Annotated in this window: 21 protein-coding genes and 2 rRNA genes; 10 read left to right on the plus strand and 13 right to left on the minus strand. The window is 45.3% G+C overall.

Features of this window, described 5'->3' with window-relative positions:
• Nucleotides 1–12 precede the first annotated feature (12 nt).
• Together IX53_RS02615 and rrf are read left to right on the plus strand one after the other, a co-directional pair.
• Nucleotides 13–2,945: ribosomal RNA gene (locus IX53_RS02615) — 23S ribosomal RNA — on the plus strand.
• A gap of 34 nt (nt 2,946–2,979) precedes the next feature.
• Nucleotides 2,980–3,096, plus strand: a 5S ribosomal RNA gene (gene rrf, locus IX53_RS02620).
• Nucleotides 3,097–3,352: 256 nt separating this feature from the next.
• Here the strand turns inward: rrf and IX53_RS02625 are convergent.
• The 12 genes from IX53_RS02625 to IX53_RS02680 form a co-directional block, all read right to left on the minus strand.
• Nucleotides 3,353–4,651, minus strand: coding sequence for a S41 family peptidase (locus tag IX53_RS02625; protein WP_047754030.1), 1,299 nt, complete (start codon nt 4,649–4,651; stop codon nt 3,353–3,355).
• Between the two features lie 557 nt (nt 4,652–5,208).
• Nucleotides 5,209–5,532: a heavy metal-binding domain-containing protein gene (locus tag IX53_RS02630; RefSeq protein ID WP_047754031.1), complete on the minus strand. Its 324-nt coding sequence runs from the start codon at nt 5,530–5,532 to the stop codon at nt 5,209–5,211.
• A 13-nt stretch (nt 5,533–5,545) separates the two neighbouring features.
• Nucleotides 5,546–6,301, minus strand: coding sequence for an ABC transporter permease (locus IX53_RS02635; protein WP_047754032.1), 756 nt, complete (start codon nt 6,299–6,301; stop codon nt 5,546–5,548).
• Nucleotides 6,298–7,080, minus strand: coding sequence for an ABC transporter ATP-binding protein (locus tag IX53_RS02640; RefSeq protein WP_047754033.1), 783 nt, complete (start codon nt 7,078–7,080; stop codon nt 6,298–6,300). Before IX53_RS02640 ends, IX53_RS02635 begins: the two co-directional genes overlap by 4 nt.
• Before the next feature lie 747 nt (nt 7,081–7,827).
• Nucleotides 7,828–8,697, minus strand: a complete 870-nt coding sequence (locus IX53_RS02645; RefSeq protein ID WP_047754034.1) for a DMT family transporter — start codon at nt 8,695–8,697, stop codon at nt 7,828–7,830.
• Between the two features lie 19 nt (nt 8,698–8,716).
• On the minus strand, nt 8,717–9,373 hold the full coding sequence (locus IX53_RS02650; protein ID WP_047754035.1) for a lipid-binding SYLF domain-containing protein: 657 nt from the start codon (nt 9,371–9,373) through the stop codon (nt 8,717–8,719).
• Nucleotides 9,374–9,390: 17 nt separating this feature from the next.
• Nucleotides 9,391–10,578, minus strand: a complete 1,188-nt coding sequence (locus IX53_RS02655) for an MFS transporter (RefSeq protein ID WP_047754036.1) — start codon at nt 10,576–10,578, stop codon at nt 9,391–9,393.
• Between the two features lie 89 nt (nt 10,579–10,667).
• Complete coding sequence (locus tag IX53_RS02660; RefSeq protein ID WP_047754037.1) at nt 10,668–11,930, minus strand: ABC transporter substrate-binding protein; 1,263 nt, start codon at nt 11,928–11,930, stop codon at nt 10,668–10,670.
• Between the two features lie 39 nt (nt 11,931–11,969).
• The gene (coaE, locus tag IX53_RS02665; protein ID WP_047754038.1) at nt 11,970–12,539 is read right to left on the minus strand and encodes a dephospho-CoA kinase; all 570 of its coding nucleotides are present in this window, start codon (nt 12,537–12,539) and stop codon (nt 11,970–11,972) included.
• Nucleotides 12,539–12,793, minus strand: coding sequence for a hypothetical protein (locus tag IX53_RS02670; RefSeq protein ID WP_047754039.1), 255 nt, complete (start codon nt 12,791–12,793; stop codon nt 12,539–12,541). Before IX53_RS02670 ends, coaE begins: the two co-directional genes overlap by 1 nt.
• Nucleotides 12,790–14,148: a glucose-6-phosphate isomerase gene (locus IX53_RS02675; RefSeq protein WP_047754040.1), complete on the minus strand. Its 1,359-nt coding sequence runs from the start codon at nt 14,146–14,148 to the stop codon at nt 12,790–12,792. The genes IX53_RS02670 and IX53_RS02675 overlap by 4 nt, the downstream gene beginning before the upstream one ends.
• 12 nt (nt 14,149–14,160) lie before the next feature.
• On the minus strand, nt 14,161–14,673 hold the full coding sequence (locus tag IX53_RS02680; RefSeq protein WP_047754041.1) for an adenine phosphoribosyltransferase: 513 nt from the start codon (nt 14,671–14,673) through the stop codon (nt 14,161–14,163).
• A 127-nt stretch (nt 14,674–14,800) separates the two neighbouring features.
• On the opposite strand from IX53_RS02680, the gene IX53_RS02685 reads away from it, so the two are divergent.
• The 8 genes from IX53_RS02685 to IX53_RS02720 all read left to right on the plus strand — a co-directional run bounded on the left by IX53_RS02685 (nt 14,801) and on the right by IX53_RS02720 (nt 23,030).
• Entirely contained in the window at nt 14,801–15,292 is a 492-nt protein-coding gene (locus IX53_RS02685) for an NADH-quinone oxidoreductase subunit NuoE family protein (RefSeq protein ID WP_047754042.1), read from the plus strand.
• Nucleotides 15,293–15,295: 3 nt separating this feature from the next.
• On the plus strand, nt 15,296–15,673 hold the full coding sequence (locus IX53_RS02690) for a (2Fe-2S) ferredoxin domain-containing protein (protein WP_047754043.1): 378 nt from the start codon (nt 15,296–15,298) through the stop codon (nt 15,671–15,673).
• Between the two features lie 16 nt (nt 15,674–15,689).
• The gene (gene nuoF / locus IX53_RS02695; protein WP_047754044.1) at nt 15,690–17,489 is read left to right on the plus strand and encodes an NADH-quinone oxidoreductase subunit NuoF; all 1,800 of its coding nucleotides are present in this window, start codon (nt 15,690–15,692) and stop codon (nt 17,487–17,489) included.
• Between the two features lie 78 nt (nt 17,490–17,567).
• Entirely contained in the window at nt 17,568–18,071 is a 504-nt protein-coding gene (locus tag IX53_RS02700; RefSeq protein ID WP_047754045.1) for an NADH-quinone oxidoreductase subunit NuoE family protein, read from the plus strand.
• Complete coding sequence (nuoF, locus tag IX53_RS02705; RefSeq protein WP_047754046.1) at nt 18,068–19,693, plus strand: NADH-quinone oxidoreductase subunit NuoF; 1,626 nt, start codon at nt 18,068–18,070, stop codon at nt 19,691–19,693. The genes IX53_RS02700 and nuoF (IX53_RS02705) overlap by 4 nt, the downstream gene beginning before the upstream one ends.
• Before the next feature lie 167 nt (nt 19,694–19,860).
• Complete coding sequence (locus IX53_RS02710; RefSeq protein WP_047754047.1) at nt 19,861–20,658, plus strand: transglycosylase SLT domain-containing protein; 798 nt, start codon at nt 19,861–19,863, stop codon at nt 20,656–20,658.
• Between the two features lies 1 nt (nt 20,659).
• Nucleotides 20,660–22,150: a cyclomaltodextrinase gene (gene aglB, locus IX53_RS02715; RefSeq protein ID WP_047754048.1), complete on the plus strand. Its 1,491-nt coding sequence runs from the start codon at nt 20,660–20,662 to the stop codon at nt 22,148–22,150.
• A 1-nt stretch (nt 22,151) separates the two neighbouring features.
• The gene (locus IX53_RS02720; protein ID WP_047754049.1) at nt 22,152–23,030 is read left to right on the plus strand and encodes a DMT family transporter; all 879 of its coding nucleotides are present in this window, start codon (nt 22,152–22,154) and stop codon (nt 23,028–23,030) included.
• On the opposite strand, the gene IX53_RS02725 is transcribed toward IX53_RS02720, so the two are convergent.
• Entirely contained in the window at nt 22,996–23,448 is a 453-nt protein-coding gene (locus tag IX53_RS02725; RefSeq protein ID WP_047754050.1) for a methylated-DNA--[protein]-cysteine S-methyltransferase, read from the minus strand. The two genes, IX53_RS02720 and IX53_RS02725, sit on opposite strands and share 35 nt — an antisense overlap.
• Nucleotides 23,449–23,496 lie beyond the last annotated feature (48 nt).

Below are 23,496 nucleotides of genomic sequence, written 5' to 3' on the forward strand. Positions count from 1 at the left end.
TGCATAGGAGAAGGTAAAGGTGCAAAGGGCACACGGGGGATGCCTTGGCAGCAGGAGGCGAAGAAGGGCGTGGCAAGCTGCGAAAAGCCGCGGGTAGGTGCAAGCGACCGTTGATCCGCGGATGCCCGAATGGGGAAACCCGGCTGGCAGGGATGCCAGTCATCGCTTAGGCGAGGCGAACCCGGTGAAGTGAAACATCTCAGTAACCGGAGGAAGAGAAATCAAGAGAGATTCCCTGAGTAGTGGCGAGCGAAAGGGGAAGAGCCTAAACCGTGCTAGTGTAGAAGCCTGTGGGCGTTGCTGGTACGGGGTAGTGGGGCACTGCTGGGCGAGGCCACAGACTCGCCGGGGCAGCGTAACGTCTAGCCGAAAGGTCTGGGAAGGCCTGCCGGAGAGGGTGAAAGCCCCGTAGGTGAAAGGCGTGAAGCGCTCTGGGCAGTGTACCCGAGTAGCGCGGGACACGAGGAATCCCGCGTGAATCTGGGGGGACCACCCTCCAAGGCTAAATACTACCTGCTGACCGATAGCGGAACAGTACCGTGAGGGAAAGGTGAAAAGCACCCCGGGAGGGGAGTGAAAGAGTACCTGAAACCGTGTGCCCACAAGAAGTGGGAGCCCGAAAGGGTGACCGCGTGCCTTTTGATTAATGAGCCTGCGAGTTATCGTAACTGGCGAGGTTAAGCCGGAGGAGGCGAAGCCGAAGGGAAACCGAGTCTGAACAGGGCGATAGTCAGTTGCGGTAGACCCGAAACCGGGTGAGCTACCCATGGGCAGGTTGAAGGTGGGGTAACACCCACTGGAGGACCGAACCAGTTGGCAGTGAAACGCCATTGGATGACCTGTGGGTAGGGGTGAAAAGCCAACCGAACCCGGTGATATCTGGTTCTCCCCGAAACGTGTCTAAGCACGGCCTCGCATGGTCAGTGATGGGGGTAGAGCACTGGTTGGGCTAGGGGGGCAACCTCCGACCTCAGCCAAACTCCGAATACCATCACTCAAAGTGCGGGAGACAGACTACGGGCGATAAGGTCCGTGGTCGAGAGGGAAACAGCCCAGACCACCAGCTAAGGGCCCGGAGAGATGGCTAAGTGTGAAAGGCAGTGAAGAGTCTGAGACAGCTGGGATGTTGGCTTAGAAGCAGCCATCATTTAAAGAGTGCGTAACAGCTCACCAGTTGAGGCTCTTCGCGCCGAAGATGTAAGGGGGCTGAAGCCATCCCCCGAAGCTGTGGGACAGGAAACTGTCGGTAGGGGAGCATTGTGCGGTAGGGAGAAGGCGTACCCGCGAGGGGCGCTGGACGAAGCACAAGAGAGAATGCAGGCATGAGTAACGAGAGGAGAGTGAGAATCTCTCCCCCCGAAAGCCTAAGGTTACCTGGGGAAGGGTCGTCCTCCCAGGGTTAGTCGGTACCCTAAGGTGAACCCGAAAGGGGTAGCCGATGGGAAACCGGTTAATATTCCGGTACCGGTGTTGTACGAGGTGCGAGGCGTGACGCAGGAGGATAGGCGCCGCGTACTGGTTGCACAGTGCGTCCAAGCGTTTAGGCCTGAGAAGGCGGTAGGGAAATCCGCCGCTGGAGGCTGAGGCGCGATGGGGAGCTCCTTCGGGAGCAACGGTGTTGAGTCCACACTGCCAAGAAAAGCGTCGCGTACCGTTTGAGTGCAGCACTGACCGTTCCGCAAACCGACACAGGTAGGCTGGCTGAGAAGGCTAAGGGGAGCGGGATAACCCCTGTTAAGGAACTAGGCAAAATGGCCCCGTAACTTCGGGAGAAGGGGCGCTCCTGGGTGTGTTGAGCATCTGGGAGCCGCAGTGACAAGGCTCCGGCGACTGTTTACCAAAAACACAGGACTCTGCGAACTCGAAAGAGGACGTATAGGGTCTGACGCCTGCCCAGTGCTGGAAGGTTAAGGGGAGGGGTTAGCCTTCGGGCGAAGCTCTGAACCGAAGCCCCAGCAAACGGCGGCCGTAACTATAACGGTCCTAAGGTAGCGAAATTCCTTGTCGGGTAAGTTCCGACCTGCACGAATGGCGTAACGATCGGAGCACTGTCTCAACAGGGGACCCGGTGAAATTTCAGTCTGGGTGAAGATGCCCAGTACTCGCAGCTAGACGGAAAGACCCCGTGGAGCTTTACTGCAGCTTGGTATTGTGCTTTGTTATGGCGTGTACAGGATAGGTGGGAGGCAGAGAACCCGGCTCGCCAGGGTCGGGGGAGCCGCCGGTGGGATACCACCCTCGTCATAACGGAGTACTAACCCGTGTGTGTGAAGAGCACAGCGGGGACAGTGCTAAGTGGGCAGTTTGACTGGGGCGGTCGCCTCCAAAAGAGTAACGGAGGCGCGCGAAGGTCAGCTCAGGCTGGTTGGAAATCAGCCGTAGAGTGTAAGGGCAAAAGCTGGCCTGACTGTGAGGCTGACAGGCCGAACAGGAGGGAAACCTGGTCCTAGTGACCCTGCGGCACTGAGTGGAAAGGCCGTAGATTAGCGGATAAAAGTTACCCCGGGGATAACAGGCTTATACCGCCCGAGAGTTCACATCGACGGCGGTGTTTGGCACCTCGATGTCGGCTCATCGCATCCTGGGGCTGGAGCAGGTCCCAAGGGTTAGGCTGTTCGCCTATTAAAGCGGTACGTGAGCTGGGTTCAGAACGTCGTGAGACAGTTCGGTCCCTATCTGCTGCGAGCGCAGGAGGCCTGAGGAGGGTCGCCCCTAGTACGAGAGGACCGGGGTGAGTGGACCTCTGGTGAACCAGCTGTCGTGCAAGCGGCAGTAGCTGGGTAGCCACGTCCATGAGCGATAACCGCTGAAAGCATCTAAGCGGGAAACGTGCTCCAAGACGAGGCCTCTCAGGGTCGTCCGAGAAGAGGACGTAGATAGGCCGGAGGTGTAAGCCCTGCGAGGGGTTGAGCCGACCGGTACTAATAACCCGAGTCCTTTACCTTCTCCTTTGCACCTTTGAGTGAGCTGAGAGTTATCCTGGGTGCCGATACCGGAGTGGGAAACACCCGGATCCATCCCGAACCCGGCCGTTAAGCCACTTCGGGCCGATGGTAGTGCGGGGGTAGCCCCGTGCGAGAGTAGGTAGCGCCCAGGGTTCTTTTGCGAAGAGGGAGAGTCATTTGACTCTCCCTCTTTCGTTGTGGGTGATAACAGAGAATCGAGAGCCAAATTTATAGAAAATCGGGTCTGGGGTCTAGGGTATAGAAAAAGTTCAACAACTAGGAATTAACAACTGGCAACTGAAGTCTTGCCCCACTCCGAAGGAGTGCGCATCCACGCGAAGCGTGCTTACCCACTGACAGCATCTAAGGCGCAATCCCACACTTCATTTGTGTCAGCAAATCTCACTTCAATCTTTATTATTTTGCTCTCCTGAGGCCCTTTCAACAATTCGTAGAGCCTCATCAAGCATAGGATCTGATTTGCCGATTAACCATGATATTTTTTCCTCAAGGCTCAGGATTATGGGAATGTCCGGCTCTATACGCATTCCCTCTTCCAGAAGAAAAATCCTTATACTCGATATATTTACACCACATTTCGTATTTGGTAGTAAGTATCCTTTCCACTGCGAACCAAAGTTCGCGGTTTCGCTGGATCTTTCTCCGAGAATCGTTCCAATACCCTCTCTTGAAAGAAAACCAAGAAACAAAAGGTTAGCGGAAAAGACGTTTTCATCTGTCAGGATCCACAATCTTCCAGAGAACAGCTTTACTGCGGGATATATGTGTACATTGAACTTCGAAACGGTGAATTTGACCCCTTCCCTGGTATGAGATTTTGATCCGATACCTATGGCCAATTCAGTTGGTTTATCTACAAAATATCCCAGCAAACTTATAACGGGTTCTATAAAGCCGCCTGCATTGGCTCTAACGTCTATGACCAGATCAATAATGTGGCTATCCAGAGCTTCTTCCATCCTGTCTATTATTTCCCGCTGAAATGATCTATCAAAACTTGGGATTTTCAAAATACCGATAGAACCATGCAGTTCAAAGGATGGGCTTCTTTTTCTTGCAGGTTGAGTAACCCATTTATAGTCTTTTGCGTTGGTAGTTTCAATTTTCAGCGTTTTTTCCTCGTCTTCGTAAAGATAGGTAATCTCAAATTTCTCGATTCCCCACCACTCCGGCAGGGCTTGAAAGAAGAAATTAGTCAGCCAATTTAACCTGCTCTCAGTGGTTTCAAGAATACCATAAATTTCGAGTGCTTCGATTATACTTTCAATTGGGATATCGTTAACCTTTGTCACAACGCTCCCAAGTGGCAATTCGCAGATAGAATCCACCACCACGGCATGCCCATTCACTCTGCGCATCCTGAAAGGGAAAACTTTGATCTCGACACCTCTTGGAGGAGATAAAAAGGAATGCTGATCATGAAGGATAGATATTAACGGAGTAGCTATCTTATAGAATTCCAACCAGGTCAGCTCATGGTCTAATTGAGCTCTTTTCTTCGCTACAAGATCCCAGAATTCATCCTCATTTACTTTGTACCAGGGGTCATAATAATTTTCAATGACTCTGGAAACTAGAAAATCCAAATCCTCTCTCAATTGCTCGGGTGTAAAGAACCGTTCTGCTATGGTGAAAGTGGAAACGATCAAAAAGATTCCTATGAGAATGTAGCTTATTTTATTCACTCAAATCCCCCCATGGATTTTGATAAGAGATCATACAATTCAGTATCTTAACCTCATTATACATTGTGCTGTGTAAGCCTTTTACAAAGCAACTCCAACTGCTTGTAGTTTGCCATATAACGAGCTGAACAAAAAGACAAGTAAACCTGTATTTGAAAGCACTAAGAAAAAATAACAACCACATAAACCGTACAAAGTGGCATTAAAAAAGAAGCATAATAATTGCTGTGAAGGTGATGTCCTTTCAGAGCAATATGCAACAGTCATTCTTCTGAAGGTTATCATAGAATGAGCGGGTATTGATAAAGACCCTGGATATTTCTTGGTTCATACCCGTTTTACGTTGCTGGTTATAGATTGTGCATGAAACCAAGAGTCCGAGACTCAGAATTCGAAAGCCGAGGTTCGAAAATTCGAGAGGACGAAAAGACGAGAAAAAAAGACACTGCGGAGACTGGGGCTTTCTCGGACTCTCAGATCTCTGATTCTCGGTTCTCAAGGGTAAGACCCGAATTTTCAGATTATGGATCTTGGAATCTCTATTCTCTCAAATCTCGCTACTCACTCTTCCTGAGTTTTACCGCGGTGCCATAAGCGACCATCTCGGCGGCTCCGGACATCACCGCTGAGCTGCCCATTCTAAAAGCAACTATAGCGTCAGCATTCATCTTTTCTGCTTCATCAACCATACGCTGAATAGCAATGTTCCTTGCCTCAGTGAGCATCTCGGTGTATCCCTTTATCTCACCACCAGCAAGGGTTTTGAAAGCCGCTCCGATGTCTCTGCCAATGTGTTTGGAACGTACCGTGTTCCCGATGACTATGCCCAGAACCTCTGAAATTTCATAACCCGGAACGTTATCCGTTGTGACCACTATCATGAACATTCCCCCCTTATATCTCTTTATGGTTGAAAATTTCATAGCTAATAAATAGCAGAAATCCTGATACTAATAGCAAAGAAACGGTATAAAGAATATCCATGTCCCCACCTGAAAAAATATCCACGCCCAAGATATAGCGATAAGTATTTAGATACCTCAACGGTCTCAATAGACCTAAGACCGTCGTCAGCACCAGGGCACCCAGCGAAGCCAGTATGGGCTTAACCTGGTCGTTGAAGACGACGGAAAATATCAGTGTGACACTGTACCACAACAAACCGCCGACCAGCGCGAAAATCATAAATTGGGGAACATATTCATTGACAAACTCCTTTCCGGTGACAAAGGAGTACAGTATCGGTAAGAAGGACAGTATCACAATGATGGAGACTAGCGCTAATAACCCCGTAAAGGACTTGTTCATGAAGACCCGAAGTCTACTCTGGCGCACCAGCAAGAATTCCAGAGTGCCGTTTTCGCTCTCTCTGGAAAAGAGCGGAAAAGCCAGTACTATGGCGATTATCGGAACAAGCTGTCCAAAGTTTTTACCGAACCATTGTGAATACATATAAAAACTCCAGTTAGTAAGTTGCTCGACATATTCTCGATCTATGTATTTTCCCATAAACTCCCCTGAACTTCCCTCAAGGCTTCTCAAAGTCCCCACAGCATAGTCTTGAAAGGGTGCAATAGCGAAAAAGAGGGCTAGCATGAGGAAAAACAATGCCAGGGCTCGTATTCTCATATCATACAATTCTTTTCTCATCTGGCATCACCCCTGACAACGGCTTCAAATATCGCATCAAATGGAGCTTCTTCATAGTCAGTGAGACCCTTTTCACGCCGGAGAATATATATGTCCCCGGTTTGGGTGCTTCTCCAAAGAAAGCCCTTCACTTTCTTTCCTTTTTCCACGGTAACAGCGGCGTATCTGCTCTTGAGTTCTTCAATCCGTCCCATTTCTAGTATCTTTCCGTTATTCATTATTGCAACGGTGTCCGCGAGCTTTTCTACTTCAGATAGTATATGACTGGTGTACAGTATTGTTTTACCAGACACTGCGAGTTCTTTTATTATCCTCATCGCATGGGTACGCATCAGGGGATCGAGTCCCCAGGTGGGTTCGTCCATGATGTATATATCTGCCTTCTGAGCGAAGACAAGGGCGAGATACACCAGTGTGAGCATACCATGGGAAAGATTTGTTATCTTCTCTTGAAGTCCTATCCCGAATTCTTTTACAGTAGAAAAGGCTTTTGACATATCAAAGCCTTCAGTCAGGTCGTTGGTGAATGCGATGAGCCTTTCAATACTGTACGAGGGATAAAGATTCTTTTCTTCTGGCAAATAGGCGACGGTGCCATCGAGCTTCACGGACCCGCCATCTATTTTTCTCAGACCGAGGATACATTTTAGCGTGGTGGTCTTCCCCGCACCGTTGGGACCCAGCAGCGCAAAAACCTCACCACTCTCAACAGTGAAACTTATACCGTCAACAGCAGTATTGTGTCCATATGACTTTTTCAGCTCCTCAATTCTCAACATTCGAGTCGCCTCCGTCAAGCATATTGCCCAATCTGATTTTAACAAATCTTCACCTGTAAACCTATTGGCTGAATTTCAGGGAATCGAGAAGTCAGAAATCTATACATCTGGAAAGCAAACACTTTGTTTTACAACATTGATGAGTTCCTCAACAGTTTCCGCAACTGTATGTACGAAGAATATTATTTTCTCCGTTAAGTGCCATTTTTACAATACCCGGCGATTTTCAATGATTTTATGATTTTATACATGAATTGATATACGGCGCAGGTCTCTAACAAGTTTATACTTCAATTTGTAAATCATTCTGGCGAACTTTCTTCAGCCATCACTCGCTCAAATTTTTGCAGCAAAAAACCATTGCCTTTCGTTTTTCATGATGCTCTGGACACATGAATATCGGGATTGATTGGCGCGATTGATGCTCGGAACTGCTACGCAGTTGATGCTGATCACAGAAAAGAACTTTAATAACGGTCAACCCTTGTATGGCCAACGACGCGTGAGGCGATGTTCGAAGACTGAGGTTTCAAGACTGTGAGGCTAGCGTGGTAATAACTGGTACACCGATTACGGCTTAGTTATGCCTGCTTCACAGAGATATGCACTCCTTAAGAATGACAAATGCTCTTGTCAGAAAACGACAAACGGTTTACGGAAAACAGTTCTCCGCTTTCTCAGACTCCATGAACCGCACATCTGCAGAGTGGTAGCACATTTCGTGTTTGACACTGTTTTTTTCTCTCCTCACACACTCATAGCGAGCAACCAGCCACCGAGAATGACCAGAAGGCCACCGGGAAGCTTTTCCAAGAGTTTTTCCTTGAAGATGACAGCGGCAAAAAACATGGCGAGGATTATAGACAGGTTTGCCAGCGGCTCAACAAGACTCAGTTCAATGCTCTTTATGGCGATCAGCAGAAAGAGATACGCCGCACCGTTTATCGCTCCACCAATTAACATGGGGAAAGGCTTTTCACGAAAAGATGAGACGATCTGTTTTCCTTTTTTCCTGAGCTGAAGCAAGAGAAAGAAATTGAAGGAGACGACAAAATACAACATCGTGGCATATATCAAAGGATCGTTGTCACTGGCGAAAGACTTATCAATCACTCTTCCCAAAGACTGAAGTACTACACTAACAAACATGAGCTGACTTGGCCTGTCATTTATTATGGCCCTGAACGATTTCAGCGGTGTCAGCATGCCTTTGAGTATGAATATCCCGTACAACATGAGAAATATCCCCAGTAGTTTAACACCTGTGATCTTTTCTCCGAGAAAGGCCGCAGCGAAGAGTAAGATCACCGCGGCATTTAAGCTACTGATAGGCGTTACCAGCGAAACTTCTCCTGTTGCTATCGAAGAAACATAAGCAAATGAACTGAAGCTGTACAGAAGTGCGCTTAAAAGACACGGGATGAGGAAATGCCAGTTAGATATTTCTCTGGTCACAGCAAAGGGCAGAAGCACAAGAGCACCGATAAAGAAAAAAAGAAAACTAGCAGCGAGGTTTCTATAAAGGGCCCCTGTTCTGTCCCCCATGAACTTGAGAACGATTTTTTCAAAGGCAAGAAGCAAAATCCTCAGTGCTAACGCCAATATGGGAACTGTCATCATTTACTCGTTCGTAAAGTTATTCGATATTCGTGATGATATCCAGAAGACTCCTCAGTTCTGGTGAATCGGCTACCTCTGTTTCCAATAGCTCTTTTGCTGAAGAGCGATTCCCGTAAAACACTTCATTTGCCTCGTAGTCTATTTTTATCACTGACCCTTCGACTGTAAAACCCACGAAGAATCCCTTCGATATTGAGTAAGAGAGTATCGCTTGAAGTGTATAATCAATATCCGCAGAGAGATTTCTGCCGACAGGTCCGGCTGCGATACCGATGCTTCCGCCGAGGGTAATATTGTCCCTAGTAAAACCTTCAAAGCCTGTATCGTTCATAATCAACAATACCAATCTAATTGATTGGGCACCTATTTGAGGTCCATAGCTTACCTTGTATAGTTTCAGAAAAAGGGGGCCGTACCAGACTCCGTCTTTCTTTCTCAGGACAAACCCTTCCCCATACTGACCCCCAATAACGAGCCCTGCTTTCAGGACATTCGGAAAGAAGGCGATTCCCTGTGCTTTGGAAAGAAGCTCTTTAAAGGCGTCATTTTCAGGCATTGAAAGAAGTTCTTTCAGAACCTCTTTTGCATCGATAAATCTATCCACTGGCGAATAAAAGCCCATAGCCATCACTCCTGATAATATAAATAGTGTCACAAGGTATTTTACTTTCATTTTCTCACCTCTCATTATTATACATACTTTTTCACTCTCTTAAGAAATGCTAGTTGATTTATTACACTGACTGTAGCCAATATAATCGCAAGAATGCCCATACCGTAAAGCCCCGGCCAGAATTCGAGGAAATATCCGCTCAGGAGCGGACCGAATCCAAAGGAAAGCCCTATCATAGTCTCGTGAAGTCCTCCCTGTTTACCGTGGTCTTCATTTGGGGAATTTAAGCCATAAAAAATTGCGAATGTATATGGAATTGAATAATTAATGCCTGTAAATAGCGCGACAAGAAAAAATGTCAACACACTGGTCTTGAGAAAGTATAGAGGAATTGAGAGTGGGAATAACATGATAAGTACCATAGATATTCCAGGATTACCTACCCAGAACCTGAATTTCCCCATCAGAATAAATGTGAGAAATACCGCTACATTACCGGCAACCACTAGAAAACCCGCATTCTCCAAAGAAATGTCACTCATAGCCATCAACTTCGGGAAAAGGCTGATGACAGAGGAGAAAAGCATTGCCGTCAGCACCAGAGACAATCTGTACGTCTTCCTATAAAGATTTATCTTGGGAAAATCAATTGCTTTTGGCTTCTGAAGCAAAGATTTGTGTACATTGAATGGGAGTCTCTCACCAAAAGATCTATAATGCCTGAGTACAATGGTTCCTCCGAACAAACTTATGGCGGTGACGATTAAAAACACGGCAGAAGGGGTTTTCTGAATTAAATATGGGCCAAAAGCCATTCCTAGCATATTTCCTGAGCTCCATGAGAGTGTGAATCTAGTAGTCGTTAACGAAGGTTCTATACCTTCAAGTTTTTCAGCCCTGGATAACAGTCCTTCTACTAATGGGTAGAAAAGACCGAAATACGAATACACCAATATAGCAAAGAGATATAGGAATAAAACAGAATGACTGCTATATACAAGTAAACCACTAATCGTGACTAATGAAAAAGCAAACATGCTGGGATATAAAATTTTTTTATAACCGTACCTATCACCTAGGGAACCTAGAAAGAGAGCAATTAGGGTATAAAAAATGTATCCGGCAAAGTTGATTTTTCCGATCGTTGAATAAGAAAGTCCCCAATCAGCTGCTATTGTGTTTATCGAGGAAAACAATAGGTATCCGGCTGCTGAAAATAACGAAATTAGATAGTTGAAAATGTTGAAAAAGGAACCTTTTCTCAACCCACAGCCCCCTTTTTCTCAAGTTGGATGTATTATACCAAAAGAATAGGGGAGACCGCACGGTCTCCCCTATTCTTCTACAAATAATATTATTCGCCAGCAATGAGCTTTTTGAGTTCTGCCTCCGCCCAGGCAAGACCTTCATCGATTGTTCTCTTGTTGTTCAGTACGTCTCCGACCATCTGGCCAATAATTGTTCTGACTTCATACCATTCAGCGATGTTGGGATCAACAGAACCTTTATCAATCTGATTGATGGGTACCACAGCATCAGGATGCTGGTTCACATATTCTTTCCACTGCGGTGTTTCAAGGGCAGTCTTTACAGCTGGCATGTAACCGGTCTTTACGGACCAGTAAGCCTGTATCTCGGGGCTGAGTAGGAACTTCATAAACTTCCACGCGGCCAGCTTTTGTTCTTCAGAAATCGTTGAGAACATGATAAGGTCTGTTCCAGCAAAGGGTGGTGCCTGTGTCTTCCACATCGGTACAGGAGCCCAGGCCCAACCGTGTTTGCCCTTTGATGATTTATCGACATAGGGTTTGCTAGCAATGGTTTCGATGAACATCATGATCTTACCATCACCAAAGGGACCATCTAAGTATCCTCCCTGTGAGTAAGCAATCTTGTATGTATGCACCATATCGTACATGAACTGAAGAGCTTCACGGGCTTCAGGAGAATTGATTGTGACGTTGATCTCGCCATTGGGTCCAATTTCGATTATCTTTCCACCGTTCGCTCTCAGGAAGACAACAAAGTGGTCTATCGTGGTTCTAAAACCCATACCGAACTGATCGATTTCGCCATCACCGTCTTTGTCTTCTGTCAGCATCATGGCATCAAAGAACAGATCTTCCATGGTCTCAGGTGGGGTTAAACCGTACAGTTCGAAAGCGTCGGTATTGTAGTACAAAACATATGTACTCTTGTTGAAAGGAACGGCGTAAACTGTATCTCCCCAGGTGATCATCTTCTTGAAGGGTGTCCAGATAGCGTTCCATTGTTCAGGGGTGAATCCATAATCAGGATTGTTTATAAAGCTGTTGAGTTCCTGAACAACACCACGTGGGATAAGCTTGGCGGTCCAGTTTCCATAAGCCTGTGATATAGCAGGCAGATTACCAGATTCTGCGCTCGCAAGGAGCTTTTGAGAAAGGGCTCCGTAGTTTCCAACATAAATTGGTTTAACTACAATGTCCGGATTAGCTTCGTTGAAAGAATTGACGATCTCGTTCAGTGCCGCTCCATGTCCACCACCCATGGCGTGCCAAAACTCGATTTCCACGGTTGCCATAGAGATGACTGAAAGAGCGAGGACAGCAATGAAGATCAAAAGAAGCTTTTTCATTCCCATACCTCCCTTATTTGAAATATCCACCACATAATATTATAACACCACCCCACACGCTGACAAAATCTTTATCACGCTTTCTATGAGCTTTTGAGGCTCTCTATCATTGATATACAGAAAATCGCTCTCTTTTGCGTATTCCTCTATAGCTCTCTGAGAAAAGAGAATTTTCCTCGCTTTCTCTTCGTCGATCCCCCGCTTAATAAGTCGTTGCAGTGCAATTTCTTCCGAACAGTCTATGAAGATCGTCAAGTCACAATATTCTTTCAGACCAATCTGATGCAACATGGCTCCATCAATCACAATATGTCCCCTCACCTTTGTTATGATGTCAACTACCTTTTTCTTTATAAGGGGATGAGTAAGGGCATTCAGCATTTTCAACTTTTCAGGGTCTTTGAATACAAGTTCACCGAGATATTTCCTGTTCACACGGTTGTTCAGGATCACGTTCGCCCCAAAAGCTCGCTTTAACTCGTCCTTTATCTCTTCAAGGACCTCATGTCCGACCTTGTCAAGCTCAATGACGTTTAACCCTCGCTCTTTGAGTGCGTTGGCTAATGTCGATTTGCCACAACCAGCCCTGCCAGTAACGCCGATAACCATCAGAGAAGTCTGGTCCCCTTTTCAATGGCATTGATCACTGTGAGAGCAATCTCGCTTTTTGTACTTTTAAGGGCTTCAAGCTCTTCCGGTGAAAGTACGGCAACATCGGCTTCAAAGTCCTCGTGTTCTCCTAAAATTTTCATGAGCTGTTCCGGATCCTTTGCGATGATAGCGTAAAAAGGAACCTCTTCCCCTTCCACCATGTATACTCCTTCGACTTCACATTCTTTGAGTTTTTCCATCAGATTCATCATAATTTCAACCCCCAGTGATCCCCAGAATATTCGTTTAGAAGTTCCTCGTACCCGTCTCTTCCCATAAGTCCGTAGGTAATTTTCTTTCCGAGTTCAACCCCCGGTTGATCGTAAGGATTGATATGCAGCAGTTCGCCCATAACAGCGGTAAGAAGCTCGTAATAGAAAATGAATTCACCGACATGTTCTTCATTCAACACGGGGAAGCTTATTGTCAGGTTAGGAACACCATTTTTAGCAAGAGCAAAGGCTGTACCTCGTTGTTCGGAATTCAACAACGTAGAAAGGCTCTTTCCGCCGAGATATGATAGTGCATTGATATCAGTATACAACCGGGGAATTTCATAATCAGTCAAAAATTTTTCCAATCGTAGAAAGGTGACTATTTTATCTTTCGGCCCCTCGTTGTAAAGCTGAATTTGAGAATGTTGATCAACCGCTCCAAGCGCTTTTACCGGTGTCTGGCCAGTGAAAACTTCATTTCCATCAAGATCATACTTCTTACCAAGGGATTCAGCCCAAAGTTGCCTGTACCAATCAGCCAGCAGATAGAGCCTGTTTGAATATGGCATCATCACTGAGATGCTTTTCCCCTTCTTCATCGCATCGAGGTGAAGTAAGGCGTTTATTATGAGAGGATTTTTTCTCGCCTCAAGATTCCCATAGCGCTCCAGTGCTATTCTCGCTCCGTGGTATAACGCCCTTATGTCGATTCCTTCCGCCAGAGCAGATGCCAATCCCACTGGAGTTAACACGCTGAACCTGCCTCCAACGTCTTGAGGTATGGTCAGGGTCTTTATACCTTCCTCCTGGGCGATTTTTCTCAGGACACCTTTCTCTGGGTCCGTTGTGAAGAGCAAATGATCGGCCGGAACTAGGCCCTCTTTATCCAAAATTCCCCTCACGATGAGGTAGTTCGCCATGGCCTCGGCTGTTGTCCCAGATTTGGATATGACGTTGAAAAGAGTCTTCGATATCTCAATCTCCGAGAGTGTGGCTTCCAGAAATTCAGGATCAACGTTATCAACAACGAAGACACGAGCTTTTCCTTTTCTATCGTAACCCGATGAGTTCCAATTAAGGGGTTTCAGTGAAGTATGAAGGGCAATATTGCCGAGCGCAGAACCGCCAATACCCAGTACCACAATGTTGTCGAACTTTCCAAGCCAGTCTGCTATATCTTCGACTTCTTTGATATATTTATCAGTTCCCAAAATCCTGATAAATCCCGGTTTTGAATCGATAACCTTTCGTAAAGCCGTCATGGCAACACCTGAATGTTCCATGAGTTCCTCAAAGCTGATACCGGATTTCAAGTTTTCTTTGAAAGCTAAAGAAAAATCAAACTCAAGCATATTAACACTCCCTCAATATTTAATCAGAGCTTCCACACGATATTTATCCAATTTCTTCCTTGGTTCAAGGAATGAGAGCTCGATGATCGTGATGATACCGACGACTTCTCCTCCAGCTTCTTCGATCATTTCAGCGATAGCTTTGATTGTCCCTCCAGTAGCAAGAACATCGTCCAGTATCAAAACTCTGCTTCCTTTCTCAATGGCGTCTATGTGCATTTCCAAGGTTGCATTTCCGTATTCGAGGGAATAAGATTTCGAAATTGTTTTGTAAGGGAGTTTGCCGGGTTTTCTAATAGGCACAAATCCTTTGTTCATTTCAAGAGCTAGAGGTGCTGCAAATATGAACCCCCTCGCCTCTGGAGCAACGATAATATCAAAATTCCATTCGGAGGCAGCCTTCTTCAATTCTGCGATACTTCCTTTAAAGGCTTCTGGATTCTTTAACAATGGAGTGACATCTTTGAAAATAATTCCCGGCTTTGGAAAATCCGGAATATCGCGAATAAAGGACTTTAAATCCATTGTATCTCCTCCTTTGATGTCTTTACCAACAACGCTTATTTTAACATAAGCACAGAACTATTTCGCATTCTTCATGTTATAATCTTAGTGAAAAAATTAACTTACAACTCACGAGGAGGTGCCTCCCTTGCCTTCGACAAATTGTGCTGGACATGAGGAACTTTATGCCGAGCTGAATGGTTATATCGATTCCGTAAAAAATCAGCCCGGTTCTCTTATTAATGTACTTCATAGAGCTCAGGAAATTTTCGGCTATCTTTCTGAGGAGACTCAACAACATGTTGCTGAAAAACTTGACATACCCTTGAGTCAGGTCTATGGTGTGGTTACCTTTTACAACTTTTTCAGCACAAAACCTAAAGGAAAACACCAGATCAAGGTATGTTTGGGAACAGCCTGTTATGTTAAGGGTGCCGATAGAGTGCTCGAAAGACTGAAGGAAGAGCTCGGTGTAGATCTTGATGAACCAACTCAGGATGGAAAATTCTCCATTCACGCCGTGAGGTGTCTTGGAGCTTGCAGTATGGCTCCTGTTGTACTCGTCGGTGAAAGGGACTTCTATGGCAAAGTAACACCCGATGAGATCGGTAAAATCATTGAAAAATACAAGGAGGAATGAGCCGTGGGTAAAATCAAAAGCCTTGAAGAGCTCATGAAAATCAAAGAAAGCACTCTGAAAGAACTCAAAATGCGCGACACGGACAAGCGGGGTAAAATAATCGTCGCAATGGGAACCTGTGGAATTGCGGCAGGTGCCAAAGAGACATTGAAAGCTATCGTTGACATCCTTGGCGAAAAGGGAATCGATGATATCGCTGTTGTTCAATCAGGTTGCTTCGGATTGTGCGATGTTGAACCTACTATTGAAGTTCGCATTGGCGAAAGTGAACCAATTATCTATGGTCATGTCACACCTAGCCAAGCAAAAAGAATTGTCGAACAGCACATCCTAGAGGGAAAAGTTGTTTCTGACCTCGTTGTTAAACGCGGGGAACTCTGAGAAGAGGTGATTATTAGTGCCTGCGGTTGAAAACACTATCGTTATCTGTGCTGGTGGCGCCTGTATTTCCGCTGGCGAGATAAGCGTCAAAGAATCCCTTGAAAATACACTTAGAGAGTACGCCCTCGACGAGGTTGTTCGTGTTGTTGAAACGGGTTGTATGGGCGCGTGTGACCTCGGACCAATTATGGTCATTTATCCCGAAGGCGTATTCTACCAGAAACTAGACAGCAATAATGTCAAAAAAGTTGTTGAGGAACATCTCTTAAAAGGTCGGATAGTTAAGGAACTGCTTTACACCGGTCCAACTGGAGAGGTTAAGGAAAAACCACAGGAAGAACTTCCTTTTTTCAAAAAACAGGTAAAAATCGCTACCAGGAACCTTGGTGTTGTCGATCCACTGTCTATTGAAGAATATATCGCCAGAGACGGTTACTTTGCTCTCACGAAAGTCATCAAGGAGATGAATCCTGAAGACGTGATCTCTGAGCTTAAAAAGTCGGGTCTCAGAGGAAGGGGCGGAGCAGGTTTCCCGACAGGTCTCAAATGGGAGTTTGCAAGAAAGGCCACTGGAGATATTAAATACGTGATCTGTAATGCCGACGAAGGAGACCCAGGTGCTTTCATGGACAGGGCAATACTGGAAGGAGATCCCCACTCTGTAGTCGAAGCCATGACGATAGCTGCTTACACAGTTGGTGCTAGCAAAGGCTTTATTTATGTGCGTGCGGAATATCCTCTGGCTATCGAACGCTTTTCACACGCTTTGAAGAAAGCAAGGGAATACGGCTTCCTGGGCGAAAATATTCTCGGATCTGAATTCTCCTTTGACATAGAAATCCGAATTGGTGCTGGCGCTTTCGTATGTGGTGAGGAGACAGCACTCATAAATTCTATAGAAGGAAAGAGGGGAATTCCCCGCGTTAAGCCTCCATATCCCGCTCAAAAAGGGCTTTGGGGAAAGCCTACCCTCATTAACAACGTTGAAACTTATGCGAATATCCCACCGATCATTCTCCATGGTGGTGATTGGTTCGCTCAATTCGGCGTTGAAGGTTCCAGAGGGACAAAGGTTTTTGCATTGGCAGGTAAAGTGAATAATACTGGACTCGTGGAAGTCCCCATGGGTATTTCTCTAAGAGAACTAATTTATGAAATCGGAGGAGGGGTACCTGGAGGGAAAAAATTGAAAGCCGTTCAGACAGGTGGTCCCAGTGGAGGCTGTATTCCCGAAAAACACATAGATACACCCATAACTTATGATACACTGAAGGAACTTGGAACAATAATAGGTTCCGGCGGAATGATAGTAATGGACGAGGATGACTGTATGGTCGACGTTGCAAAATTCTTCCTTGAGTTCACCGTCGAGGAATCTTGTGGCCAGTGTACCCCCTGTCGCGATGGTACCAAGAGGATGCTTGAAATTCTCGAAAGAATAACCGAAGGCGAGGGTACTGAAGAAGACCTTGAAACGTTGAAGGAACTTAGTGAACACATCATGAAAACTTCTCTATGTGGGCTCGGACAGACTGCACCGCAACCCGTCATGTCCACGATGAGATATTTCTGGGACGAATATGAGGCTCATGTAAAAGAAAAACGTTGTCCCGCTAAAAAATGCAAGGCCCTCACAAGGATAGTGATCGATAAGGAAAAGTGTGTTGGCTGTACGGCTTGTGCAAGGGTTTGCCCTGTGAATGCTATAACCGGGAGCGTCAGGAATCCACACGAAATAGATCCTGAAATATGTACCCGCTGTGGAAGCTGTCTGGAAGTTTGTCGCTTCGGTGCCATAAGCAAAGTATCACCATAATCAAACCATTTCGAGGCCTCATAGGAGGCCTTTTTGCTTATAAAAAGTTTGTGACTCCGCGGAAGGAGGAGAAAAGGGATGTCGTTCGAGGAAGTAAAAAAGACCGTAACGGAGATATATGAGCGAGTGAAGTTAGAAAGTCTTGAAGAAAGGGATAATCTAATTAATATTTTACACGCGATCCAGGAACATTACGGAAACTACATCCCCCTCGAAGCGGCTGAGGTTTTGAAAGAGCTGACGGGGAAATCACTTTCTGAAATATATGAAGTACTCACATTCTACACCATGTTTTCAACTCGAAGACGGGGCAAATACATCATCAGGGTCTGCAAGAGTCTACCCTGCCATGTAACCGGCGGAGCGGCTGTTATCGAAGCCCTGAAAAACGGTCTCGGAATTGATTATGGTCAGACAACGGAAGATGGCCTATTCACATTAGAAGAGAGCAGTTGTTTGGGACTCTGCGGGGTTTCCCCAGTAATGCTCATAAACGACGAAGCTTATGGAAATCTCACCCCCGAGAAAGTTTTTCAGATTATCGAGGAAATCAGGGAAAGGGAAAGAAGTGATGTGAAATGAGAAAACCTATCACAGTACTCGTTTCTGTTGATTCAAACAGTGTACTTCTTGGTGCGAGGCATTTCAAGAACTATCTCGTTGACAGGTTGGCTTATTACAACCTTACGGAACTTGTAGATGTTCTCGAAACGGGTAGTCTTGGAAGGTATGATCGTGGTGTTCTTTTCTTAGTGCTACCTGACAATACACTGTACGGAATAAAAAATACGAATGACATCGACCGTTTTGTTGAAGAACAACTTCTAAAGGGAAGGCCAGTAAAGGACCTGGCTGTTGAAGAGGTTAAAACGCCAAAGTCAGTCGAAGCAAAAAAAGTGACTGAAGAAGAGCGTATAGTTTTAAAACGGGCTGGAAAGATAAATCCAAGAAACATCGAGGAATATATTGCCCTTGATGGGTATCAGAGTCTGGCAAAAGCTTTGAAAATGAGACCCGAAGAAATTATTGCTGAAATCAAAGAGAGCGGTCTTAGGGGTCGTGGAGGTGCAGGTTTTCCAACAGGCCTAAAGTGGGAATTTACGATGAAGGTCAATGCGCCAGAAAAGTTTGTTATCTGTAACGCTGACGAAGGAGAACCGGGTACATTTAAAGACAGGCTTATCATGGAAGGTGACCCTCATTCCGTCATAGAAGGTATGCTAATCGCAGGGTATGCTGTAGGTGCAAACAAGGGGTATGTCTACATCAGAGGAGAATATTATGAGTCTGTGGATAACCTCCGTACTGCCATATCTCAGGCATATGAATACGGTCTACTTGGTGATAACATTCTGGGATCAGGATTCAGCTTCGATCTAACTGTGAGACTCGGTGCTGGTGCATATGTCTGTGGAGAAGAGACCGCATTGATAGAATCGATAGAGGGAAAAGCAGGCAGACCCCGACTGAAACCCCCGTATCCACCCGTGAAAGGACTCTTCCAAAAGCCCACCGTGGTAAACAATGTTGAGACCTTCGCAAGCGTACCAGCGATTCTTTTGAACGGCTCAAACTGGTTCAAGAGCATCGGCACTCCTTCATCCCCGGGAACAAAAGTCTTCTCATTATGTGGCAACCTTGTTAGAAGAGGAATAGTGGAAGCTCCTATGGGTACAACCGTAGCCGATCTGATCTACAAATACGGTGGTGGTATCGAAGGGGGCAAGAAATTAAAGATGGTTCAAACCGGTGGTGCTGCTGGAACGTTTATAAAAGCTGAAGAAATCAGCGCTCCTATGGATTTCGACTCTTTTAAGACTCATGGTGCTTCACTTGGTTCAGGAGTGATCTTGGCCATCGACGATTCACATTGTGCGGTGGATGTAGCGTTGAATCTGATGGAGTTTTTCGCCCACGAATCTTGTGGAAAATGTACTCCTTGTCGTGAAGGAACGCGATTGATTGTGAACATGTTAAAGGAATTCAGCAAAGGTAGGGGCTCCCATGAAATGCTGGATAACCTTTACAACGTAGCCTATACTATGCAAAATTCCGCTTTCTGTGGTCTGGGTCAGTCGGTCCCGGTTCCACTTACCTCTCTTCTTGATAGGTTCAGAGATGAATTCGAAGCTCACATCGACGCACTGGAATGTCCTTCGGGAGTTTGTAAATTTGAAAAAAAGAAGAAAAAAACGAAAAGATAACATGACATGACATCCACGAGTCGGGGAGATTCCCCGACTCTTTTCTTTGGTATAATCTTTCGTGAATATGCTTATTTTTGGAACAGTTTTTAAATGAATACAGAATCTGGTATACAATCGGAAAAACTGATGGTTAAGCTTAATCGCGGTGCTAAGAGGGGGATTATATGAATAAAAACAATTCAGATATCTTAACTTTCACTCTATTTCTGGTACTAATCCTGGCTATTTCGATTACCATCGTCTTTTTCAATCCTCATACCCCTTCGAAGATCGTTAAAGAATTAGCAATTTTATACAATAAAGGGCTTAATATCGATATATCTGAATATTTCAACGAGCCTAGCTATTCATATCCCGAAGACGTTCTAAATGCCTACAGGTTCTTTAAAGGGAAAAAACTATCAAATTTCCACGGTTTCGCCGTTACCAGAACAGCTTCGAACGTTTCTGTGGATATTTTTGAGTCAGGCGATCGCTCCATTGAAACCCTGATAAACCACTCAGTCAAGAAAAAGAAGCCTTTCCTCAAAGAACGGATAAGGGAGGCCATTGGGTTATCTTCCACAGTTCAACCAGTTATCTCTAACAGTGAAAAGATAATAAACGCTGTTTACAACGCGTTGCTGGATTTTTCAACTATCGAAGTACCTCTTAGAGTCGGTGATGATAAAGTCTTGCTAAGCCTTTCAGACATCGAGCCAGAACTTGTGCTCGCCATCTGCTTCAAAGAGTCAGGGTTCAATCCGCTGGCTCTTGGGAAAGTAACGGAAGAAAATCCAGAATTCAGGTATTCAAGAGGTCTTATGCAGATATATCAAAAGACCCTCTACACTCTCAATACATGGCTGGCGGAGACGGGCATTAACATTTCTCCTGAAGAGTTATGGAATATAAGGAATAACATTTTTTTGGGTATGGTGTATCTGGCATACGCCAGAGAACAATTGTTGAAAGGAGATTGATATGGGTACTTGGAAGAGAAGCATAGTATACCAAATCTTCCCGGATCGTTTCAAAATCGGTGAAGGGAAGACTGTCTTCGAAAAGGAAAAAAAGGGACTTTATTCTTTACCCGAACAACGCGTCAAAGAGTGGCAGATCAAGCCAGAGAGATCGAAAGATGGTAGTCACCAGTACGTGTTCTGGGGTGGTGACCTCAGGGGCATTATCGAAGAACTAGAATACATCGCAACCCTTGGTACCGGTATGATATATCTAACGCCGATCTTTCTGGCAAGGTCGAACCATAAATACGATACGATAGATTATTTCAAGATTGATCCTGCTTTCGGCACGCTTGAAGATTTCCGTGAGCTCTGTGATAGAGCTCATGACATGGGAATGAAGATTATCATCGATGGTGTTTTTAATCACATTGGGGAAGCGTCGAAATGGTTTAACAAACTGAAGCTTTTTGGAGATAATACCGGAGCATATAACGATCCAGATTCTGAGTTTCGGGACTTTTTCTATTTCAATGGCAACAACTATCGGGGCTGGATGAATGCAAAAACACTTCCTGAACTACACCTTGAGAACTCATCACTTCAGGAGATACTCTTCAAGGGAGAAGACTCTGTTATCAAATACTGGTTACGGCAGGGAGCAGACGGATGGAGGCTCGATTGTGCCTTCGATCTAGGGTACGAATTCAATCGAATGATCGTCGATGAAGCTAGAAAAGTGAAAGAAGATGCTCTAATTATCGGGGAAGTGTGGAACTACCCCAAAGGTTGGAACACCGATGCTGGCTTAGATGGATTGATGAACTATTTTTTCCGGACAATCATTTTTGATCTTGTACGCCGGGAACTCGAGCCTCATATCGCGGGTAGAATACTGGAAAAAACGGTCGAGGATTGTGGTATTGATTATCTTAACACTTGCTGGAATATTCTTTCTTCACATGATGTCCCAAGACTCTCGTCGGAATTTGAAGATGAGAAAGATATCCGTCTTGCAATAGGGCTTCAGTACACTCTTCCTGGAGTTCCGATGATCTACTATGGTGAAGAGCTGGAAATGGAAGGAGGAATAGATCCTGAAAACAGAGGCGCAATGGAATGGGATAAGTTGCAGAAAAATCCTCCTCGAAAGACTTTCTACGAAAGACTGGGAAAGATCTGGAAAAGTCACAGAGCTATCCGTGAAGGTGGCTTTGAGGTTTTGAGTACCTCTTCAAATGGTGTTCTTGCATTCAAAAGACATACAGAAAATATTGATGAGCTCGTAGTTGTTGCCTTTAACTTTCAGCTTGAGGAGTGCAACGTTAATGTTTATTTGAACGAAGGTACCTTCATGAACGGTACACCAATGGTAGATCTCCTTACCGATGAACGGTTCAGCACACACACTGGAAAGATAAGCGTTAAAATCCCTGGAAGGGGGTTCGTTTTATTGCGACCTGAGATATCAAGAAACATGTTGAAATATACACCGTACAAAAGGATATGATATGAGGACATTTAGAAGCAGAGCGGTCGCAACTGTTTTTCTGGCTACTACTTCAGTTATGTGGGGGATTTCCTATTTGTTCACGAAGGTGGCAGTACAGAGTCTGCCACCTATGGTTCTTGCGTTATTAAGGTTTGTGCTTGCTATCTTAATTCTCTTTCCACTGTCAATGAAAGAACATAAAAAACTTATATTCAGATTTTCTACGATGATGGCCGGCGTTTTTGGCGTAACCCTTTATTTTCTCTTCGAGAACTATGGGTTGAAATACACCAGCCCCTCCGACGCGTCTATCATCGTATCTTCTGCTCCAATTCTTACATTGATTTTCTACGATGTACTTCACAGAAAGTTCGATTTTCTTGAGTATGCGGGGACAATAGTTGCATTCATAGGCGTCGCTCTGATAATCTACGGTGGTAAATTTACTGAAAGCTCCTCCATTGTTGGAAATTTACTGGCGTTCGGCGCTGCTATATCCTGGACAGGTTACACATTTTTCTTTGACAGAGCCAATGATTCTTCTTTGACAGCAAATGTTGAAGTAATGCTTTGGGGTATTTTGTTCATACTGCCGTTTGCGGTATTCGAGATATTCACAACAGAACGTATTAACATTTCCCTTCAGGCTATTACCGGTGTTCTTTACCTTGGCATTTTCGCTTCGGCACTCGGTTATTTTCTATGGGGAAAGGGGATACACATGTGGGGGGGGAAAGCAGCGACACTCTGGGTTTATACCATCCCCATTTTTACTATATTAGGCGATGTGTTCGTTCTGCACTATAAACCCGGTTTGCATTTCATTCTAGGAGCAACTGCCGTGGCAACTGGTATGTTTACCGTTATTTTGCGACATACCTGGACCCTTCGAGGCTGAGGAGAAACTGCTTCCATTCCTGTCCTCCTAAGAAACCTCCCATTCCGTCTTTTGCTACAACCCTATGACAGGGGAAGAGTACCGGAAGGGGATTTCGGCGCATTGCCTGCCCCACAGCCCTGGCTCCTCCGGGTTTTCCGAGAGCTTCTGCCACCTGCTTATAGGTCATAACTTGACCGTAAGGTATGTTCCTGATGTATTCGAGCACTCTCTTTGAGAATTCCGGCAATTCAAGCACATAAGGTAAGTCGAATATCTTTCGCTTTCCAGCGAAGTATTCTTTGAACTGCTTCGTGAAAATTGAAAGCTCCTTCTCCTGAAGGACTTCGTTTGTCAGGCGAACAGCTATGAGCTTACCACTTTCCACTTCTATGATTACAGATCCAAGAGGTATGTTGACTATGCCTATCCTTTCCATGAAATCACCTCGCAAGAGTTGAGTGTAAGAACTATTTGCCGTTGTGGG

This window comes from Kosmotoga pacifica (assembly GCF_001027025.1).
GTDB lineage: Bacteria > Thermotogota > Thermotogae > Petrotogales > Kosmotogaceae > Kosmotoga_B > Kosmotoga_B pacifica.

Coding starts and splice junctions, on each gene's coding strand:
- IX53_RS02630 (WP_047754031.1), bottom strand. CDS start 5,532: ATGATAGTGGTCACAACGGATAACGTTCCGGGTTATGAAATTTCAGAG.
- IX53_RS02635 (WP_047754032.1), bottom strand. CDS start 6,301: ATGAGAAAAGAATTGTATGATATGAGAATACGAGCCCTGGCATTGTTT.
- IX53_RS02640 (WP_047754033.1), bottom strand. CDS start 7,080: ATGTTGAGAATTGAGGAGCTGAAAAAGTCATATGGACACAATACTGCT.
- IX53_RS02645 (WP_047754034.1), bottom strand. CDS start 8,697: ATGACAGTTCCCATATTGGCGTTAGCACTGAGGATTTTGCTTCTTGCC.
- IX53_RS02650 (WP_047754035.1), bottom strand. CDS start 9,373: ATGAAAGTAAAATACCTTGTGACACTATTTATATTATCAGGAGTGATG.
- IX53_RS02660 (WP_047754037.1), bottom strand. CDS start 11,930: ATGAAAAAGCTTCTTTTGATCTTCATTGCTGTCCTCGCTCTTTCAGTC.
- coaE (WP_047754038.1), bottom strand. CDS start 12,539: ATGGTTATCGGCGTTACTGGCAGGGCTGGTTGTGGCAAATCGACATTA.
- IX53_RS02670 (WP_047754039.1), bottom strand. CDS start 12,793: ATGATGAATCTGATGGAAAAACTCAAAGAATGTGAAGTCGAAGGAGTA.
- IX53_RS02675 (WP_047754040.1), bottom strand. CDS start 14,148: ATGCTTGAGTTTGATTTTTCTTTAGCTTTCAAAGAAAACTTGAAATCC.
- IX53_RS02680 (WP_047754041.1), bottom strand. CDS start 14,673: ATGGATTTAAAGTCCTTTATTCGCGATATTCCGGATTTTCCAAAGCCG.
- IX53_RS02700 (WP_047754045.1), top strand. CDS start 17,568: ATGTCGTTCGAGGAAGTAAAAAAGACCGTAACGGAGATATATGAGCGA.
- nuoF (WP_047754046.1), top strand. CDS start 18,068: ATGAGAAAACCTATCACAGTACTCGTTTCTGTTGATTCAAACAGTGTA.
- IX53_RS02710 (WP_047754047.1), top strand. CDS start 19,861: ATGAATAAAAACAATTCAGATATCTTAACTTTCACTCTATTTCTGGTA.
- aglB (WP_047754048.1), top strand. CDS start 20,660: ATGGGTACTTGGAAGAGAAGCATAGTATACCAAATCTTCCCGGATCGT.
- IX53_RS02720 (WP_047754049.1), top strand. CDS start 22,152: ATGAGGACATTTAGAAGCAGAGCGGTCGCAACTGTTTTTCTGGCTACT.
- IX53_RS02725 (WP_047754050.1), bottom strand. CDS start 23,448: ATGGAAAGGATAGGCATAGTCAACATACCTCTTGGATCTGTAATCATA.